Below are 17414 nucleotides of genomic sequence, written 5' to 3' on the forward strand. Positions count from 1 at the left end.
AGGTGATAAAAGGCTCACATCCTCTTATCACCCTCACCTTTTCTTTCTTTACTCTTGTTCTGTTTCCTTTGCTTCTTCAGACGCTTGCTCTGGTTCTGGAGCTTCATTCATTTCTTCGCCTTGTTTCACTTCTAAAATAGCATCTGCCATTTTGGAAGTCAAAAGTTTCACGGCACGAATCGCATCATCATTAGCAGGGATCACATAATCAATTTCATCTGGATCACAGTTTGTGTCCACAATTCCGATAATCGGAATATTTAATTTATGAGCTTCAGCAATAGCAATTCGCTCTTTACGTGGGTCAATTACAAACAACGCATCTGGAAGTTTATCCATTTCTTTAATTCCACCAAGAAACTTCACTAAGCGATCTTTTTCTTTTAGAAGATCAACAACTTCTTTCTTTGGTAGCACTTCAAAAGTTCCATCTTCTTCCATGCGCTCAATGTCTTTCAAACGATTAATGCGTTTACGAATGGTTTGAAAATTAGTAAGTGTTCCACCTAACCAACGTTGGTTAACATAGTACATACCTGAACGAATGGCTTCGTCACGTACAGATTCTTGAGCTTGTTTTTTCGTACCAACGAACAAAACGGTTCCTCCGTCAGCAACAAGTTGCTTGACATAATTATACGCTTCATCGACCTTTTTTACCGTTTTTTGTAGATCGATGATGTAAATACCGTTACGTTCTGTAAAGATGTATTTTTTCATCTTTGGGTTCCAGCGACGAGTTTGGTGACCAAAATGTACACCAGCTTCGAGTAGCTGTTTCATTGAAATAGCTGACATTATAAATTCCTCCTAATTGGTTTTTTCCTCCGTAATAGATCCTTTTTGTAAATAGACCAATTATTTTGGCACCTTATTTACAAATCCCTACACGTGTGTAATCGACATACTAGCACTTTTTAGTGCACAACATAATCTTCACACCACAAGATAATATATCATAAGAAGGAAGAGGATTCAAGTATTTTTATCGTACATAAGAAAATGCTCTTTTATGATGTCCAAAAAGCAGTATTTTTTCACTCTTTACAGACTAGCGCGGTACAGGTATGAGCTTACTCTACAAAGTAGGAATGCTTCATATAATAAAATGGTCAGTGAGTTTATTCTTTTTTTGCAGGATAAGAAAATGACAACATGTCTGTGCAAGTCATGCTCCCAGATATGGAAAGTTTCATGAGTATTGCAGGATTATTTTCCCAACAGTGGGGTGCTTATTTGAAGTGCCCCTCCACATTAAAATCCAATAGGATGCCATATTCGATAAATAAAATAGTTTTAAGGTATATCTATAAATTCGCGTGTTGAAAGCTATTTCGATGAATCAAGCTTTGCATTCTGTTGAAACTTAATTGTTAATGCTACTTCTGTTTTTCCACAATTTAATTGTCGAGCGATTTCTGAAGCTGTGTACCCTTGACTATGTAATTGTAATATTTTCGCTTGTAGTGAAGTTGTTATCTCATCTTGTTGTTCATTATTGTATGAATCGTCTTGTTCCTCTTTTTCGACTAGTTGTATTTGGTTCGTTTCCACATTTTCTCGTTTGTTTAATGTAACCAATTGCTGTTGTAAACGTATGTTCTCCTTTTTTATTTCATCAATATATTCTGCTAGCAAAGCGTCAATTTCAGAAGTATCCAATTGTTGATTTGCATTCATTCGTTTATACAATTGAAAAATAACCGTGAAGGAAACCATATGTAATAAAAAACTGACCAATATTAATATAGATGTCACCAATTGCTCACCTCCATTCTATCCGTTCACATCAATTTCTGTTCCCAAATAAGGATGTTCATTTATGCTGACCTGTTGTTCCTTTTTATTTGCCTTCCGTTCTTTCATAGATGTTGTGTGTTGATCGCCCTTTACTGAGTCTGATTGATGTGTGCGATGTACCTGTTTCCTTTTTCGCTGTGCTTCCATTAATTGCTGCTGCGAAAGAGAAGTTTGATAAAGTTGACTTTGGTGAAGAAGTTGTTGTTGCATTTTACTTGCATCTAGAGAACGAGGAATCGCTACTTGCAATTCAATGGATTTCCATCCCATGTTATATCACTCCAGGTCATATATACATATATCCCTATAGAAGCCTCATTTGTAGCTTCAACTTTTAGTAACCAACCATGTATCCTTTTGAATTCGTTACATTTCTAGGTAACTGCTGAGAGTCAGGTTAAAGGAGAAGTAACAATTTCATTGTCTACTAGCTGCACTTTAACACCTTGATAATTCCCATTACTAATGCGGTAATATTTTCCGAATGCTACAACGACATTTGCGTGTAGATAGTTGCGGACTACCAATGTCGCATCTTCCTCGTCTCCGAGATTTGTTGCCAATTGATTTAATAAGCGGTTTACCTCCGCTAAACGTTCTTTTGTTTTTTGTAACGAGTGCTTATATCGAAGGAGCGTAATTTTTAGTTTAGAATCATTTTCTATCTGTTGTCCATTTAATTTTTTTTCTAGTAGAGCTAGCTTAGAAAGCGTGACCTCCAGTTTTTGCTTTTCGTCCAATAAATCCCTTTTTTCCTTCTCCGTTTTTTGATCTAGACCAAACATAACTTCTGTTTTCACACCTACGCGATTTCCTACATCTTTTGCTTCTATCCTCTTTCCAACTGATAATATACCACCAATAATATTTCCTCTATGACAGATAACACGCTCACGTACTTTGCACTGGCTATGAAAAATAGAATTTTCTACAAATAAGTCCTTCCCAGCAATAATGTTGCCTTGGTTCACATAACCAACATGTATATTTTCATCTGCTTGAATCGTTCCTGCCCCTTGCCCTGCGACGCCTTCTGCTACATAGATCGAACCACCAGCAAGTACTGTAGCTGCTTCCACCATCCCAAATATTTTGACATCTCCTTTTGCTGTAACTGTATAACCAGCAGGGACATCACCACGAATAATGATAGTGCCAATAAAATCTATATTGCCCGTTTTCATAGATAATGTTTGATTTACTTCATATACTGGTTGGACTTGAATATACTTTCCGCGCCAGCTCAACTGCCCATCTGTAGTAGCATAAAAACATTGATCAGCTTCCCGATAAACAACGTTCTTGCCTGCTTTTACAACAACTTTTTTGCCAGGATATGATGGAATAGTCGCTCCGCTTACGTCAAAACCCGCTTCACCATCTGTAGGTGCAATAAGGGTTGCGATTTTTTCCCCTTTTTTCACCGATGGTATTTGCATAATGTCTCGAAAATCCTGCTTTTTTTCCCAAGCATTATCAGGATTAAAGTCAGAGATATATTGCAATTGACCATCTTTGCCATGGACTGGTTTTTTTCCTTTAGCAATTGTAATTGGATAAGTAACTTTTGATGTATCGTTGACGATTGAAAAGATCGTTTCTTCCAAAATTCCATTGGTAACGTTATTTTTTTGTAGAAATGCTATCACATCTGATTTCGTCATTTGTAGTGTTGTAAAATCTTCTTCCTGTTCGCTTACGTCTATTTCTGCTAACATTTTATCCTGGGAGACGTTAACTTTAAATATATTTTCTAATAATTTCATTCCCGCACCCTCCCTAATAAATAATTTTTGATTTTTAAAAAAGGTGATACACATCCGTCACTTTCTTTTTTGTATCTCATCTTTGTTAGTGTATGCGCAAGTCGGATTCCATTTTATTTTATAAAGAAAAAGTAGTTAAAAAGGTATGCTTCATGCAAACAAACTAAGATATAGCTTGCAGTTTCTTTAAGATCGTGTTCAGCTTGGTAATCGATTTTTTATGAATTTGTGATATGCGAGACGTCGTCAGCCCTAACACTTCTCCTATTTCAGTTAATGTTAATTCCTCTTGATAAAATAAGCTGATTACTAATTGCTCATTCTCATTTAATTTTTTCATACTAGCTTTTAATTCTTCTTTTAGTTCATTTTGTACAACTTGATTTTCTGGAGCGACTGATTTAGTATCTGGAATGGAATAACCTATTCCTTCTTTAAGCTTTAGCTTCGGATCAGTAGGCTTTTCTTCAATGGAAAGAATATTAGCAAATAAAGAATCGTACATCGCCGTTTCCACTTCTTTAACCGTCATACCAGTATGCTTTGCAATTTCTTCCACACTTGGTATTCTTTGATATTGCTGTTCTAATTGATTTGTTACGTGCTCAATCTTTTTTGTTTTTTCTCGTAAAGAACGGGGAAGCCAATCTTCTTTTCGAAGCCCATCAATAATCGCTCCTTTAATACGAAACGAAGCGTACGTATCGAATTTTAGTTGACGAGTGCGGTCAAACTTTTTTAATGCATCGTAAAGACCCATTAGTCCAAAACTTTTCACATCATCTTTCATTACATTATTTGGCAAATGGCTGGCGATTCTCTCCACATGAAAGTTAACCAAATACATATAATTTTCGATTAGTTCATTTGCTGCTTCCATGCAATGGTTATTAAGCCAATCATCCCAAAGCTTCTGCTCATGCGGAGATGAAGTTGCTTTCATCTTTATCACTCCTTCTTACCATAGCTTCATCCGTCCTGTTACTATGCGAGCAATAAACGGACACTCCTATTGCCTTAAATTAAAAGTCCATCCATTAAGATAGCTTTTTGCTTTTTAGTAACTTTTATTGAAAAAAGTTACACTCTCTTTACATATAAGCTCAAGTTTCTTAAAATAAGAAGTTCTTTATTTCGACAAGACGATTCTATTTTCGTTAAGTAGTATCATTTCTATAGATTATTCAGTCCATTATTGTAAACGGCCCTACATTTAAATAAATGTTTCACCTTTATTTACCGTTCGCACTTTCAAAAGACTTGTCTGTAGATCAAATTCTATCGTCCGTCCAGCGTTACCACCTGTATCAGATGCAAGAACAGGTATGGAAAGTTGCTTCAGTTTCTCCAAAACAGATTCTACATTTCGTGGGCCAATTCGCATCATATCGGATCCCGACGAGAATTGAAACATTTGTGCCCCTCCAGCTACTTTAGCTTTTAATAGGTTACTTCTTGCCCCAAGACTAGATAATTGCTCCACCAAAAGTGGTATTGCTGTATCGGCATATTTATAGTGATTAAAATTGTTTTGTCTAGCTAATTTCGAATCTGGTAATAGAACGTGTGCTAGCCCAGCTACTTTTTTTCTTTCATCATAGATAACAACACCTACACAGGAACCTAGCCCCGATGTTCGAATCGTATTAGGAGCTTTGGTTACCTTCAAATCTGCTATTCCAACTTTTACAACATGAGAGGAAGACATTAGCTTAGACATCGTTCGTAACTCCTAATGCTTTAAACAGTTTGGAAAATGAATCAGGGTCAGGAATAAATAAAAAATTTCCTTTAATTTGGCTTACTTGATAAGATGAACTGATTTTTGCATCAATAATTAAGGCGTAGTCTGCTACTTGCGACACTTCTAGTAGTCCCACGGTCAATATTGCGCCAGCCATATCAATACTTAAATAAGGTACAGAAGGATGCATCGTAATATTGGTAAAGTCACCTAAAGCTGATAAATAAGCACCTGTTACGATGTTACCTGCTTCTTGAATGACGGAAATGGCTAGCTCATCATTAACATCTAAACGTAATGCATCATTATTCGTAATTTCCTTAATTAAAGCTTCTGCCTCTTCTATAGAAAAGATGAAATATACAGTGCCAGGGGCATCTCCTTGAATGCGAAACAACAAGGCAACAACAACAGACTCCGGACCGCCAATTCGTTCCATCATCTCGTCAAAACTAACAATGTTTACAGTAGGCACATCCATGTCTATTTTTCGATTTACTAATTTAGACATGGATGTTGCAGCATTTCCAGCACCAATATTTCCTATTTCCCGTAGCGCATCTTTTTGCATTTGCGTTAACTTTGTTAGGTCCATAAGCCTGGCCTTACCCTTCCACTGACTTTAATTCTTCTATCTCTTCTTCTGTTAATACTTTTTGCATATTTAATAGAATAAGTAGGCGGTTTTCGAGCTTTGCTACTCCTTCAATATATTTCGTATCAACGGTTCCTATCACTTCAGGAGTAGGCTCTATTTCAGATTCTGGGATATCAATAACATCATTAGCAGCGTCTACCACTAAGCCAACTTCCATATTTTCCAAAATAACAATAATAATACGATTTGAATCGCTGTAAGGTGTTTCTTCCATCCCAAAACGTAAGCGTAGGTCAATAACCGGAGTTACAACTCCTCTTAAATTAATGACCCCTTTTACAAAATCAGCTGTTTGAGGAACTCTTGTAATTGGCATTAACCTTTCAATTGAGCTTACCTGCTGTACAGAAACCGCATATTCTTCCTCACCAAGTTGAAATACAATGACCTTTCTATTTCCAGACATATTGTTTTCCATCTACTATCCCTCCATTTTTATTTTACTAGCGCATTACTATCAATAATCAAGGCTACTTCTCCATCACCGAGGATGGTAGCCCCAGAAATAGCGAATGTGTTGGTTAAATAATTGCCTAGCGATTTTAAGACGACTTCCTGTTGACCAATAAATGAATCTACGACAAGTCCTACCATTTTATTACCTTTCTTGACAATGACAATGGATAAGTATGAATCTTTATCTGCTTCTATCATTTGCTGCACGTTAAATATGTCATTTAAAAATGCTAATGGCACCACTTTGCCACGAAAATCAATTACTTTTGTATGATGTGCATGCATGACATCATCTTTATGGACAATTGCTGTCTCTATAATCGATGACAGCGGGATGGCATATTTTTCTTTCTGTAGCTCAATTAAAAGTACGGAAATAATGGATAATGTAAGTGGCAATTGAATAGAAAAGACTGTTCCTTGCCCCTCTTTAGAATCGATCGCTATTTTTCCACCTAAAGATTCAATTGTATTTTTTACAACATCTAAACCAACACCTCGGCCAGAAATATCTGATACTTGATCAGCAGTTGAAAAACCACTGGACATAATTAATTCAAATACTTGCTGATCCGATAAAAGTTCCGCTTGTGATTCAGATAAAACTCCTTTTGAAATTGCTTTCTTTATCACTTTATCCTTGTGAATGCCTGCACCATCGTCCACGATTTCGATAAACACATGGTTACCACTATGGTAGGCCTCAAGCTTTAATGTGCCATACTCAGGCTTCCCTTTATTTATTCTTTCTTCTTTTGATTCAATACCGTGATCAATTGCATTACGAATAAGATGAACTAATGGGTCACCAATTTCATCAATTACCGTTCGATCTAATTCTGTATCAGCGCCAATAACTTCCACTTCAACTTGTTTATTTAACTCCCGAGCAACCTGTCGTATCATCCGCGGAAACCGATTAAACACTTGTTCAATTGGCACCATACGCATCGTCAAAATGATGGACTGAAGATCATTCGAAACACGCGACATATGTTCAACTGTATCTTGCAAATCTTTATTATCTAATTCTGCAGCTAATTGCTCTAATCTCCCACGGTCAACAACTAATTCTTCAAATAAATTCATTAGTACGTCTAAACGATCAATATTTACGCGAATGGTTTTATTTGCTATTCCATTCGCATGTCGTTGTTTGCCATGTTGTCCATCTTTAGGTTGCGGCTGTTCTTCAGATTTTTCTAACGTTTGCTCCGTTTCCTGAATCTGATCTACGTTAAAAGGAACAATGTGAACTGATTCAATTTCCGACACCTTTTCAATATTCGTTTGTATTATTTCTTTTTTATATTCAGAGATAAATAATACTGTAAACGTCTGATCAAATTGTTCTTCTTCCAATTCCGTTACAGACGGCTCAGATTTAATGATTTCACCAAGCTTTTCCAAAACTTCAAATATCATAAAGACACGAGCGCCTTTTAATAAACAATTTTGGCTTAGGGTAATAATAATTTCATAGTTTGTATATCCACGCTCTTTTGACTCTTGTAGAATAGTAAGCGCAAACTCGTCTACATTTTTCATTTGTGTGCCATTTGTTTTGGCTTGCTTTAAGGTATTTAGTGGTACACTATCTTGAGGCAATACATCTCCTTGCTCTAAACTTTTCAATTGCTCAACAATATCCGTTACGTCTTTGCTCCCACTACCACCGGAAGCAACATCCTCTACCATTTCATGTAAATAATCAACTGCAGAAAACAAAATATCAATCATTTCTGATTGAACGTTTAGCCGTCCTTCTTTGATGCCATCAAAAACATTTTCTAACTTATGCGTAAGATTAGCTAAATCTTGGTACCCCATCGTCGCTGACATGCCTTTTAGTGTATGGGCTGCTCGGAAAATTTCTTCAATGATTGCCTTTTCTTGCGGGTTTTTCTCTAGCGCTAGTAACTGGTTATACAAAACTTCCAAATGTTCGTTGCTCTCATCTATAAAGACAGTTAAATATCCAGAAGTATCCAACTCTATCCCTCCAACTAAATTAATTGAGTTATTAACCTACTTACTGCATGCAATGGTGCTTGCTTATTAACCAAATTGGTAGCCATTGCCGCTTTTGGCATTCCATATACAATTGCAGTTTCCTCTGATTCTGCAATAATGTATGTGTGTTTATCATGTTTTTTTAAGCTTTTAATTCCATTTGCCCCGTCATTTCCCATCCCTGTTAAAATCACTGCCATCTTGTTAACTTCTTTAAGTGGCGCGAGGGATGTAAAAAGCATATCTACAGATGGCCTATGGCCACGTAAAGGTTCTTCATCTGTTAAATCGATAAAAACGGAAGAACCCATCTGTTTAACTTTCATATGCCATCCACCTGGCGCGATATATACAACACCCCGTCGTAATCTCTCACCATGTGCCGCTTCCTTCACCGCTATGTCAGATTTAGAATTCAGTCGCTCAGCTAGCGATTTTGTAAATCCGGCTGGCATATGCTGAACAATTAACACAGCAGCTGCCAAATCCTTTGGTAATTGTTCAATAATATGCTGAAGTGCTCTAGGACCACCTGTTGAAGCCCCAATGACTACGATTGTTTGCTTGTAAGGCGCTAACTCATTTACAGGATTTTCGATTATATTTTGCCTAACCCTCTCTTCTTGCTGACTTGGCAATTTAACCGAGGCAGCAGTTATCACTTTACGTATGATTTCTTGTTTCATAGTCTCAATATCAATCGAAATAGCACCAGAAGGCTTAGCAATAAAATCTACCGCTCCGCTTGAAATAGCTTGAATGGTTTTAATCGTTGCATCCTCTGTCACACTGGACAACATAACAACAGGTATTGGATTTGTTTGCATGATGTTCTTCAAAGTCGTTATTCCGTCCATTACTGGCATTTGTACGTCTAGCGTAATAACATCAGGTGAAAATTGGTTTATTTTATGTAGTCCATCTTCGCCATTTCGAGCTGTAGCAACAACCTCTATCACTGGATCACTCGATAGCATATCTGTAAGAATTTTACGCATAAAAGCTGAATCATCGATGACAAGGACTCGAATTATATTCATAATCGATTACCTCTCCGTCCATAATCGTTTTAATTTTTGTAAGAAACTAGAACTATTTCCTTTTTCCGCTTTATATTCATCTACTTCATTCAAGTAAGTTCGTACTAATTTCTTGGTTGCTTTACTAATTGCTGACTTTTCTTGAAAAATAATAAACGGTGTTTGGTGAATAACAGCGGCTCTGACAGTTTGATCTTCAGGTAAAGAGCCTAATATATGAATATTTATTTGTAAGAATTGTTGTATGACCTTTTGAAAACGAACAAGCATATTATGGCCTTGCATATTGGATTGCGCACGATTCATAATGGCTCGAATAGGCAACATATTGTTGTGACTTGCGATATGCTTAATCATGCTATACCCATCTGTTATAGCCGTGGGTTCAGGAGTAGTCACAAGAAGGCACTCTTCTGCAGCTAAAATGAATGATAAGCTGTCATTGGTGATTCCTGCCCCCATATCAAAAAATATATAATCATAATGCATAAGCAAAGATTGATATTGCTGAAAGAAAAACTCCTTCGTCTTCGTATCCATCGCATAAATATCTGAAAACCCTGATCCTGCAGCAATATAATGTAAGTTTTCTGGACCTTGTTCAATAATGGACTGAATAGGAAGTCTACGCTGAAACATATCAACAATTGTTCTTTCAATCTGTCTACCAAGCAAGATATCAATGTTTCCCATACCTATATCCATATCCATGATTAGAATCTTTTTTCCATATCGCAGTAAGCCTAAAGCAAAATTTAAAGTGATATTAGACTTTCCTACTCCTCCCTTACCACTAATAACCGCAATTGTTTTCGCTTGTTTACTCTCTCGCATCGTTTCCAATCTGTTTCTAAGTCCTGTTGCTTGATCAATTTTCATAAGCATGCTCCATTATGCTAGATGACAAAAACTCAGGTGTTGGGTGTACTAAGTCATCAGGAACATCTTGCCCATTTGTTATATAACCGACGCCAATTGATTTTTTAAAGATTATATTTAACATGCCACCAACTTGTCTTGTTTCATCTAATTTTGTAAAAATCACTTGAGAAATAGGTAAGGGCTCAAATTGATCATAAATGTTCAATAAGTCTTGAGATTTAGCTGTTAACGATAAAACTAAAAACATAGTAGCCTCTTTATTTATCAATACATCCTCTTGAAGTTGTTTAATATAAGCATCTTCTCGAAAATTTCTTCCTGCTGTATCGATAAATATAATGTCATATGTTGATAATTTGTGAATGGCTTTTACCATATCATCGTTCGAATAAACAACTTCAATAGGAACGGATAAAATATCAGCATATGTTTTTAATTGTTCAACAGCTGCAATTCGATACGTATCTGCCGTTATAAAGGCAACATTTTTCCCATCTTTTAATTTGCTTTCAGCTGCCAGTTTAGCAATTGTAGTAGTTTTTCCCACTCCCGTCGGTCCAACAAAATAGACAAGCTTTTGATTATAGGTTAAACCTTGAAATGGAACTGCTTGCAGTCGTTCCATTATTTCCTCTTCCACCTTTTTTACTATTTCTTGGTAGGTGGGCTGTGACTTAGCGCTATATTTTTCCATTACTGATTCTATTAAACTTTTAGCAAGTGGTTGGTTTACTTCTTGCTCTAATAAATAATGATAAGCAGATTGATAATCAAAAGGATAAGTCAATGTATGAATAGCGGATTGGTGCAATAACTTTTTAACTTGCCTTAGTTCCTGTAGTTCAGGAGAAACAATATTTGTATTTGTATTATCCTTTCTTTCTTTTATCCTCATTTCTTGCTTCTGTGATACCTGTTTTTTAGGCGCTATTGGCTGTGGGTCTTTAACAGCTACCACTTCTATTTGTGGTTTTTTAAACAAGCCTAAAAATTTGCGCTTATTCACTTGCCTCGATTGAAGGATAACAGCTTCTGCTCCCAGTTCTTTTCGTATTTGTTTCATGGCCTCAGGCATTGATCCTGCCGTATATTTTTTTACTTTCACGCTATATTCACCACCCCAATACTTTGTACTTGTACGTCTGGCTCTAACTCGTTATAAGATAAGACAGCAACTTGTGGTAAAAAACGATCCAATAATTGTTTTACATACATCCTTACAGCCGGTGAGCATAGTAATATCGCTGTTTCTTCTTGAAGTGTTAACTTTTCCACTTCTTCTTTCATATGCTCTAGTAATTGTTGCTGCATTTCAGGATCCATTGATAAGAAGCTTCCATGCTCCGTTTGTTGAATGCTTTCGGCAATTGCCTGTTCTGCTCTAGCTGAGAGTGTCACGACTTTCAATGAACGATCTTTATCCGTATATTGCTTTGTAATCTGGCTGGATAGTGCTTGACGAACGTACTCCGTTAGCAAATCCGTATCGTTGGTTAATTTTCCAAAATCTGCTAATGTTTCAAATATGATTGGCAAATTACGAATAGATACCTTTTCCCTCAATAATTTAGCTAGCACTTTTTGTATATCCCCCACAGATAGTGGCTCGGGAGTGACTTCTTCAACTAAAGTAGGGTAACTTTCTTTGAGATGATCAACTAATTGTTTTGTTTCTTCTCTGCCTAGCAGCATATGTGCATGACGTTTAATTACTTCTGTTAAATGAGTGGATACAACAGAAGGGGGATCCACTACTGTATATCCAGAAAGTTCTGCTTCATCTTTCCATTCCTCACTAACCCATTTTGCTGGTAATCCGAAAGCTGGTTCTGTCGTTTCCACACCTTCAATATCATCTTCATCCATATCTGGTGCCATTGCCAAGTAATGATCGAGTAATAACTCTCCAGAGGCAACCTCTTCACCTTTTATTTTTAAACGGTACTCATTAGGCTGTAGCTGTATGTTGTCACGAATGCGAACAACTGGAATAACAATACCGAGTTCAACTGCCAGTTGCCTACGAATCATAACAATCCGATCTAGTAAATCCCCCCCCTGATTCGTATCAGCTATAGGAATAAGCGAATAGCCAAACTCAAATTCTATTGGATCCATATTAATTAATTGCACAACATTTTCAGGAGCTTTCATTACGTCACTCTCTGTTTCATCAACCTCTTCATCGCTAGGTTCTATGATATCTTCAGTTTGTTTAAGTAATAGATAACCACTTAATGCTAATAATGCCGCCAAAATTGTCGTCAAGAAAAAATTTATCGGTGTGAAACCAAGTAAAAACACAGTACCACTCGCAATAAATAATAGCTTTGGATATTGCAATAATTGACCGGATACATCTGTACCCAAATTTCCACTCCCTGCTGTTCTGGTTACAACAATTCCAGTAGCTGTAGAAATAAGCAAAGCTGGAATTTGGCTGACTAACCCATCTCCTACTGTTAAGCGCATAAATGTATTAATCGCTTCTTGAAAAGACAGATCCATTTGTACCATGCCAATAATTAAACCAAAAATAATATTAATTAAAACGATAATAATACCTGCAATGGCATCACCTTTAACAAATTTACTTGCACCATCCATGGAGCCGTGAAAATCCGCTTCTTTTTCAATTTTTTCTCGCCGCTCTTTTGCCTGTTGTTCTGAAATTAAGCCAGCATTTAAATCAGCATCTATACTCATCTGTTTTCCAGGCATCGCATCTAATGTAAAGCGCGCAGCTACTTCCGATACACGTTCAGACCCTTTCGTAATAACGAGAAATTGAATGATAACTAAAATGACAAAGACGACAAATCCAACTACCGGATTCCCCCCAATAACAAATGATCCGAATGTGGCTACAACACCACCTGCATCCGCTTCGGATAATATGGATCTAGTTGTTGAAACGTTTAATCCAAGACGAAATAGCGTCAATAGTAATAACAGAGTTGGAAACACGGAAAATTGCAACGCTTCCTGCGTATTCATAGATACTAAAATAACAATTAACGCTAGGGAGATATTACAAAGTATCAAAATACTTAACAACCATCCTGGTAGTGGTACAATGAGCATAATAATGATTAAAATAACGCCTAAAAGAACAGATAGATCTCTTGCTTTCATGGGGGACTCTCCTTATTGCTTAAACTTTTCTCTCTAATTTATATACGTACGCCAATATTTCTGCAACCGCCTGAAAAAACGATTCTGGTATAACGTCGCCGATATCTACAACACGATATAATGAACGAGCAAGCGGCTTATTTTCAACAGTCATCACGCTATTTTCCTTAGCTACCTGTTTAATTCTTAGCGCTACCTCATCCACACCCTTAGCCAATATGTACGGGGCAGCAGCTTTTCCTTCATCGTATTTAATCGCAATGGCTACATGCGTTGGATTTGTAATAATGACATCTGCATTTGGAACTTCACTCATCATTCTTCTTGTAGCCATTTGCCTTTGACGCTCTTTTATTTTTGATTTAATAAGTGGGTCGCCTTCCACGTTTTTAAATTCATCTTTTACATCTTGTTTTGACATTTTCATATTTTTTTCATAATCATAGCGTTGATATGCATAATCGAATACAGCTAAAAACACGAGAACAATAACAGCGATAATTCCCATAACGATCGTGACTTGCCCAAAGAATCCAAGTGCTGTATCCGCATTTTTAAACGCCATCATCATCATTTCATCTTTATAAATCCAAATCACAGTAAAAGTTACTGTACCAATACTAACAATTTTTAATAGTGATTTAAGTAATTCCACAATCGCTCGTAAAGAAAAAATTCGCTTTGCCCCTTGAATAGGGTCAATCTTTTTTAAATCAAACTTCAGTGGCTCTGTTGTAAATAGAAAGCCAATTTGCAAAAAATTTGCAGCCAGTGCGCCGATAATTACAATGATCATAATCGGCGCTAACATCTTTGCTACTTCCAGTGTAGCTCCATTGAAAACTTGTGCCACAGTAGTTTCCGTTACTTGCCAATGAATAAACTCTGTAAATGTATGCTCATATAAAGATGTCATTTGATTTTTCATGGAACTTCCAAAGACATAAAGAACGATGAGCGCAAATAACAGCAATATAGCTGTATTAACATCTTGACTCTTAGCAACTTTTCCTTTTTTTCTTTCATCTTGACGTTTTTTCGGGGTAGCTTTTTCCGTCTTTTCACCAGCAAAATATTGTAAGTCCAGCTTTAATGACAACTTATCCACCCCCGAATAAATGTAGCAAACTGCGTATCGTAGCAAATAAAATTTCAAAAAGATCTTTTGCTAACACGACATATAAACTCATAAAAACTAATAATACGATAAAACTAACTAGTATTTTTAATGGTAAGCCAACAACAAACACATTTAATTGCGGAACGGTTCGAGCAATAATTCCTAACGCTACATCTACTAGGAAAAGACAGCCTACGATTGGAATCGCAATTTGAAAAGCAATGAGAAACATAGCGTTAAAACTTTCGATAACATAGTGAACAATGGATTCATTTTGAAATGGGACATACTGTTCTAATGGGATAAATTGATAGCTATTTACCATTCCATCTATTAAGATATGGTGTCCATTTACCGATAGTAGAAATAGTAAAGCAAAAATATAAAAATATTGACCAGTTAGCGGGCTTTGTGCTCCCGTTTGTGGATCAATAACATTGGCAATGGCAAACCCCATTTGAAAATCAATAAAACCACCAGCAATTTGCACTGCTGACAAAATGATATATGCGATCAAACCTATAAACAAACCAACTACAGCTTCCTTTAAGAGAAGTAAAAAATAATGGCCATCTATTGCTATCGCAGGAGCATCAACCGCGTAAAACATTAAGAAGGCAAGAAAAAAGCTTAATCCTAATTTAAACGGTCTTGGAATTGTTCGATAAGAAAATAATGGCATCGTAGCAAAAAACGCCACTACACGTACTAAAATTAGTAAAAATACAGGTAAACGATTTATATCAATAACATCTAACATTTTTTATCCTACAAACTGATTCATATTTTGAAATAGATTCGAAGTGAACTCAATCATTTGTGTTAACATCCAAGGCCCAAAGAAAACTAATCCTACCAATACAGCAACAATCTTAGGAATAAATGCTAACGTTTGCTCCTGTATTTGTGTTGTTGCTTGAAAAATACTGACAAGCAGTCCAACAACTAGCGCAAGTAGAAGTAGTGGGCCAGTTACTAGTAAGATGGTAAACACGCCTTTTTCTGCTAGCGTTAAAACGAATTCACTGCTCATTTTTTATGCCCCCTATCTGGTAAGGAATACAGGACGGCTAACGCCCTGCACCTCCTATTTAAAAGCTGTCCAGTAATGAATGCGTAATTAAGTACCAACCGTCTACCAGCACAAATAGTAATATTTTAAATGGCAATGAAATCATAACGGGAGGAAGCATCATCATCCCCATGGACATCAATACACTGGCAACAGCCATATCTATAATAAGAAAGGGAACAAAAATCATAAACCCCATTTGAAAAGCTGTTTTTAATTCGCTTATAGCAAATGCGGGAACTAAGGTTGTTAACGGTATTTCCTCAACAGCATTTGGGCGCTCTAGTTCAGCGTAATTCATAAATAAGGCTAAATCTTTTTGCCGCGTATGTTCAGCCATAAATTGCTTAATTGGTGTACTTGCTTCATCGTATGCTTCATCTAATGTGATTTCCTCATCGAACAATGGCTGCAATGCATTATCATATACCTCATTAAATACAGGTGCCATAATGAAAAAAGTAAGGAACAGTGCAAGACCAATGAGTACTTGATTTGGTGGCATTTGCTGTGTTGCTAATGATGTTCGAACAAACGACAGTACAATAACAATTCTTGTAAAACTCGTCATTAAAATTAAAATACTTGGCGCCAATGTTAGAACTGTTAATAATAAAACTAACTTTATGGAAGTGGACACATTTTCAGGATCAGAACTCGAGAACATATCAATAAATTCATTCATTACGATCTTCCTTCTGTGCAAACTGCTGTATTAATTGGTTGCGATTTTGCTTTAACTTGTCCAATTCCCTTGTAAATTGCCGTTTGAAATTCGTTTGGTCATTTATTTTCATATTTTTTGATCCATGATTAAATTTTTGCAAAAACTTTGGAAGAGTAGCTGTTTCATAAGCTACACCCTCCTTTCGTAAATCATCAATAACAGACTCATCCGTTATTTCCTGAAGCAACTCAACATTATCGCCTACACCGATTAAATAATACTTTTTCCCTAAGCGAACGATTTGCAATGATTTATTCTGCCCTACAGATATACCTGCGATGTTCTCTATTGCTTTCGCCTGGTTAAATAACGCATTTTTTCGTTTCAGAAACAGAAGCAGGAGATAAATTAAACCGAGAACAAGCAATAAAGCAATGATTAACTTCACAAAGCTTAGCCATAGTGGGTCTGCATCTGTGTCTTTATCCAACAATGCCGTCTTATCTTCATTATTTTCCTTCTCTGCTCCATTTGTTTCTGTTGATTCACAGTCTGCTTCGTCGTTGATACAATCATTAACAGATTTAGGAGCAGCTGCTACATCTAATTCTGTTACAATCAGAAATAGAAACAGGCTCAACAAACTAAATACAACCGTTAATTTCTTCACACACATTCACTCACTTTTAGCTTAAAGCTTTCTGAATTGCTTCAATAACGCGATCCGCTTGGAACGGTTTTACAATAAAATCCTTTGCTCCTGCTTGAATAGCATCAATCACCATTGCTTGTTGCCCCATTGCAGAACACATGATGATTTTTGCTTGTGCATCAGCAGCTAATATTTCTTTTAATGCTGTAACTCCATCTTTTTCTGGCATTGTAATATCCATCGTTACTAAATCTGGATTTAATTCATTATATTTTTCAACAGCTTGTACACCATCTTGTGCTTCGCCAACAACTTCAAACCCATTTTTAGTTAGAATATCCTTAATCATCATTCGCATAAATGCTGCGTCATCTACTATCAAAATACGATTGCCCATACAGCAAAACCT

At 36.4% G+C, this 17414-nt stretch carries 19 protein-coding genes; all 19 read right to left on the reverse strand.

Annotated elements, in window-relative coordinates:
* Positions 1 to 48 precede the first annotated feature (48 nt).
* The 19 genes from rpsB to D9780_RS09100 all read right to left on the reverse strand — a co-directional run bounded on the left by rpsB (position 49) and on the right by D9780_RS09100 (position 17402).
* Positions 49 to 798, reverse strand: a complete 750-nt coding sequence (gene rpsB, locus D9780_RS09010; protein ID WP_121639890.1) for a 30S ribosomal protein S2 — start codon at positions 796 to 798, stop codon at positions 49 to 51.
* 531 nt (positions 799 to 1329) lie between these two features.
* On the reverse strand, positions 1330 to 1758 hold the full coding sequence (locus tag D9780_RS09015) for a DUF6115 domain-containing protein (protein ID WP_371413739.1): 429 nt from the start codon (positions 1756 to 1758) through the stop codon (positions 1330 to 1332).
* Between the two features lie 18 nt (positions 1759 to 1776).
* Entirely contained in the window at positions 1777 to 2070 is a 294-nt protein-coding gene (locus D9780_RS09020) for a hypothetical protein (RefSeq protein ID WP_073005030.1), read from the reverse strand.
* 122 nt (positions 2071 to 2192) lie between these two features.
* On the reverse strand, positions 2193 to 3566 hold the full coding sequence (locus tag D9780_RS09025; RefSeq protein WP_162985830.1) for a flagellar assembly protein A: 1374 nt from the start codon (positions 3564 to 3566) through the stop codon (positions 2193 to 2195).
* Between the two features lie 163 nt (positions 3567 to 3729).
* Positions 3730 to 4509: a FliA/WhiG family RNA polymerase sigma factor gene (locus D9780_RS09030; protein ID WP_073005034.1), complete on the reverse strand. Its 780-nt coding sequence runs from the start codon at positions 4507 to 4509 to the stop codon at positions 3730 to 3732.
* A 270-nt stretch (positions 4510 to 4779) separates the two neighbouring features.
* Positions 4780 to 5286: a chemotaxis protein CheD gene (locus D9780_RS09035; protein WP_084723518.1), complete on the reverse strand. Its 507-nt coding sequence runs from the start codon at positions 5284 to 5286 to the stop codon at positions 4780 to 4782.
* Positions 5279 to 5905, reverse strand: coding sequence for a chemotaxis protein CheC (locus D9780_RS09040; RefSeq protein WP_073005036.1), 627 nt, complete (start codon positions 5903 to 5905; stop codon positions 5279 to 5281). The genes D9780_RS09035 and D9780_RS09040 overlap by 8 nt, the downstream gene beginning before the upstream one ends.
* Before the next feature lie 10 nt (positions 5906 to 5915).
* Complete coding sequence (locus D9780_RS09045; protein ID WP_073005038.1) at positions 5916 to 6386, reverse strand: chemotaxis protein CheW; 471 nt, start codon at positions 6384 to 6386, stop codon at positions 5916 to 5918.
* A gap of 17 nt (positions 6387 to 6403) precedes the next feature.
* A complete protein-coding gene (locus tag D9780_RS09050; protein WP_121639893.1) occupies positions 6404 to 8416 on the reverse strand; it encodes a chemotaxis protein CheA in 2013 nt (670 codons plus the stop codon).
* Between the two features lie 14 nt (positions 8417 to 8430).
* Positions 8431 to 9477, reverse strand: a complete 1047-nt coding sequence (locus tag D9780_RS09055; RefSeq protein WP_121639894.1) for a protein-glutamate methylesterase/protein-glutamine glutaminase — start codon at positions 9475 to 9477, stop codon at positions 8431 to 8433.
* 6 nt (positions 9478 to 9483) lie between these two features.
* Positions 9484 to 10356 carry a MinD/ParA family protein gene (locus tag D9780_RS09060; protein ID WP_121639895.1) on the reverse strand — a complete coding sequence of 291 codons (873 nt, stop codon included), beginning with the start codon at positions 10354 to 10356 and terminating at the stop codon, positions 9484 to 9486.
* A complete protein-coding gene (gene flhF, locus D9780_RS09065) occupies positions 10346 to 11464 on the reverse strand; it encodes a flagellar biosynthesis GTPase FlhF (protein WP_116276958.1) in 1119 nt (372 codons plus the stop codon). Before flhF ends, D9780_RS09060 begins: the two co-directional genes overlap by 11 nt.
* Positions 11461 to 13494: a flagellar biosynthesis protein FlhA gene (flhA, locus tag D9780_RS09070; protein WP_121639896.1), complete on the reverse strand. Its 2034-nt coding sequence runs from the start codon at positions 13492 to 13494 to the stop codon at positions 11461 to 11463. Before flhA ends, flhF begins: the two co-directional genes overlap by 4 nt.
* Before the next feature lie 19 nt (positions 13495 to 13513).
* The gene (gene flhB / locus D9780_RS09075) at positions 13514 to 14593 is read right to left on the reverse strand and encodes a flagellar biosynthesis protein FlhB (RefSeq protein ID WP_073005057.1); all 1080 of its coding nucleotides are present in this window, start codon (positions 14591 to 14593) and stop codon (positions 13514 to 13516) included.
* A 1-nt stretch (position 14594) separates the two neighbouring features.
* Positions 14595 to 15374: a flagellar biosynthetic protein FliR gene (fliR, locus tag D9780_RS09080; protein WP_073005059.1), complete on the reverse strand. Its 780-nt coding sequence runs from the start codon at positions 15372 to 15374 to the stop codon at positions 14595 to 14597.
* Positions 15375 to 15377: 3 nt separating this feature from the next.
* A complete protein-coding gene (fliQ, locus tag D9780_RS09085; protein ID WP_073005061.1) occupies positions 15378 to 15647 on the reverse strand; it encodes a flagellar biosynthesis protein FliQ in 270 nt (89 codons plus the stop codon).
* Between the two features lie 58 nt (positions 15648 to 15705).
* Complete coding sequence (gene fliP / locus D9780_RS09090) at positions 15706 to 16371, reverse strand: flagellar type III secretion system pore protein FliP (RefSeq protein ID WP_073005063.1); 666 nt, start codon at positions 16369 to 16371, stop codon at positions 15706 to 15708.
* Complete coding sequence (locus D9780_RS09095; RefSeq protein WP_162985831.1) at positions 16364 to 17023, reverse strand: flagellar biosynthetic protein FliO; 660 nt, start codon at positions 17021 to 17023, stop codon at positions 16364 to 16366. Before D9780_RS09095 ends, fliP begins: the two co-directional genes overlap by 8 nt.
* A 16-nt stretch (positions 17024 to 17039) precedes the next feature.
* Positions 17040 to 17402 carry a response regulator gene (locus D9780_RS09100; protein WP_073005067.1) on the reverse strand — a complete coding sequence of 121 codons (363 nt, stop codon included), beginning with the start codon at positions 17400 to 17402 and terminating at the stop codon, positions 17040 to 17042.
* Positions 17403 to 17414 lie beyond the last annotated feature (12 nt).

The sequence above is a fragment of the Virgibacillus sp. Bac330 genome (assembly GCF_003667845.1).
Lineage (GTDB): Bacteria > Bacillota > Bacilli > Bacillales > Amphibacillaceae > Virgibacillus > Virgibacillus chiguensis.

Excerpts from the sequence above, each read along its gene's own strand:
- D9780_RS09055 (WP_121639894.1), bottom strand. The coding sequence starts at position 9,477 with ATGAATATAATTCGAGTCCTTGTCATCGATGATTCAGCTTTTATGCGT.
- D9780_RS09100 (WP_073005067.1), bottom strand. The coding sequence starts at position 17,402 with ATGGGCAATCGTATTTTGATAGTAGATGACGCAGCATTTATGCGAATG.
- D9780_RS09030 (WP_073005034.1), bottom strand. The coding sequence starts at position 4,509 with ATGAAAGCAACTTCATCTCCGCATGAGCAGAAGCTTTGGGATGATTGG.
- D9780_RS09020 (WP_073005030.1), bottom strand. The coding sequence starts at position 2,070 with ATGGGATGGAAATCCATTGAATTGCAAGTAGCGATTCCTCGTTCTCTA.
- D9780_RS09045 (WP_073005038.1), bottom strand. The coding sequence starts at position 6,386 with ATGGAAAACAATATGTCTGGAAATAGAAAGGTCATTGTATTTCAACTT.
- D9780_RS09035 (WP_084723518.1), bottom strand. The coding sequence starts at position 5,286 with ATGTCTAAGCTAATGTCTTCCTCTCATGTTGTAAAAGTTGGAATAGCA.
- fliP (WP_073005063.1), bottom strand. The coding sequence starts at position 16,371 with ATGAATGAATTTATTGATATGTTCTCGAGTTCTGATCCTGAAAATGTG.
- fliR (WP_073005059.1), bottom strand. The coding sequence starts at position 15,374 with ATGTTAGATGTTATTGATATAAATCGTTTACCTGTATTTTTACTAATT.
- rpsB (WP_121639890.1), bottom strand. The coding sequence starts at position 798 with ATGTCAGCTATTTCAATGAAACAGCTACTCGAAGCTGGTGTACATTTT.
- fliQ (WP_073005061.1), bottom strand. The coding sequence starts at position 15,647 with ATGAGCAGTGAATTCGTTTTAACGCTAGCAGAAAAAGGCGTGTTTACC.
- D9780_RS09040 (WP_073005036.1), bottom strand. The coding sequence starts at position 5,905 with ATGGACCTAACAAAGTTAACGCAAATGCAAAAAGATGCGCTACGGGAA.
- flhA (WP_121639896.1), bottom strand. The coding sequence starts at position 13,494 with ATGAAAGCAAGAGATCTATCTGTTCTTTTAGGCGTTATTTTAATCATT.
- D9780_RS09025 (WP_162985830.1), bottom strand. The coding sequence starts at position 3,566 with ATGAAATTATTAGAAAATATATTTAAAGTTAACGTCTCCCAGGATAAA.
- D9780_RS09060 (WP_121639895.1), bottom strand. The coding sequence starts at position 10,356 with ATGAAAATTGATCAAGCAACAGGACTTAGAAACAGATTGGAAACGATG.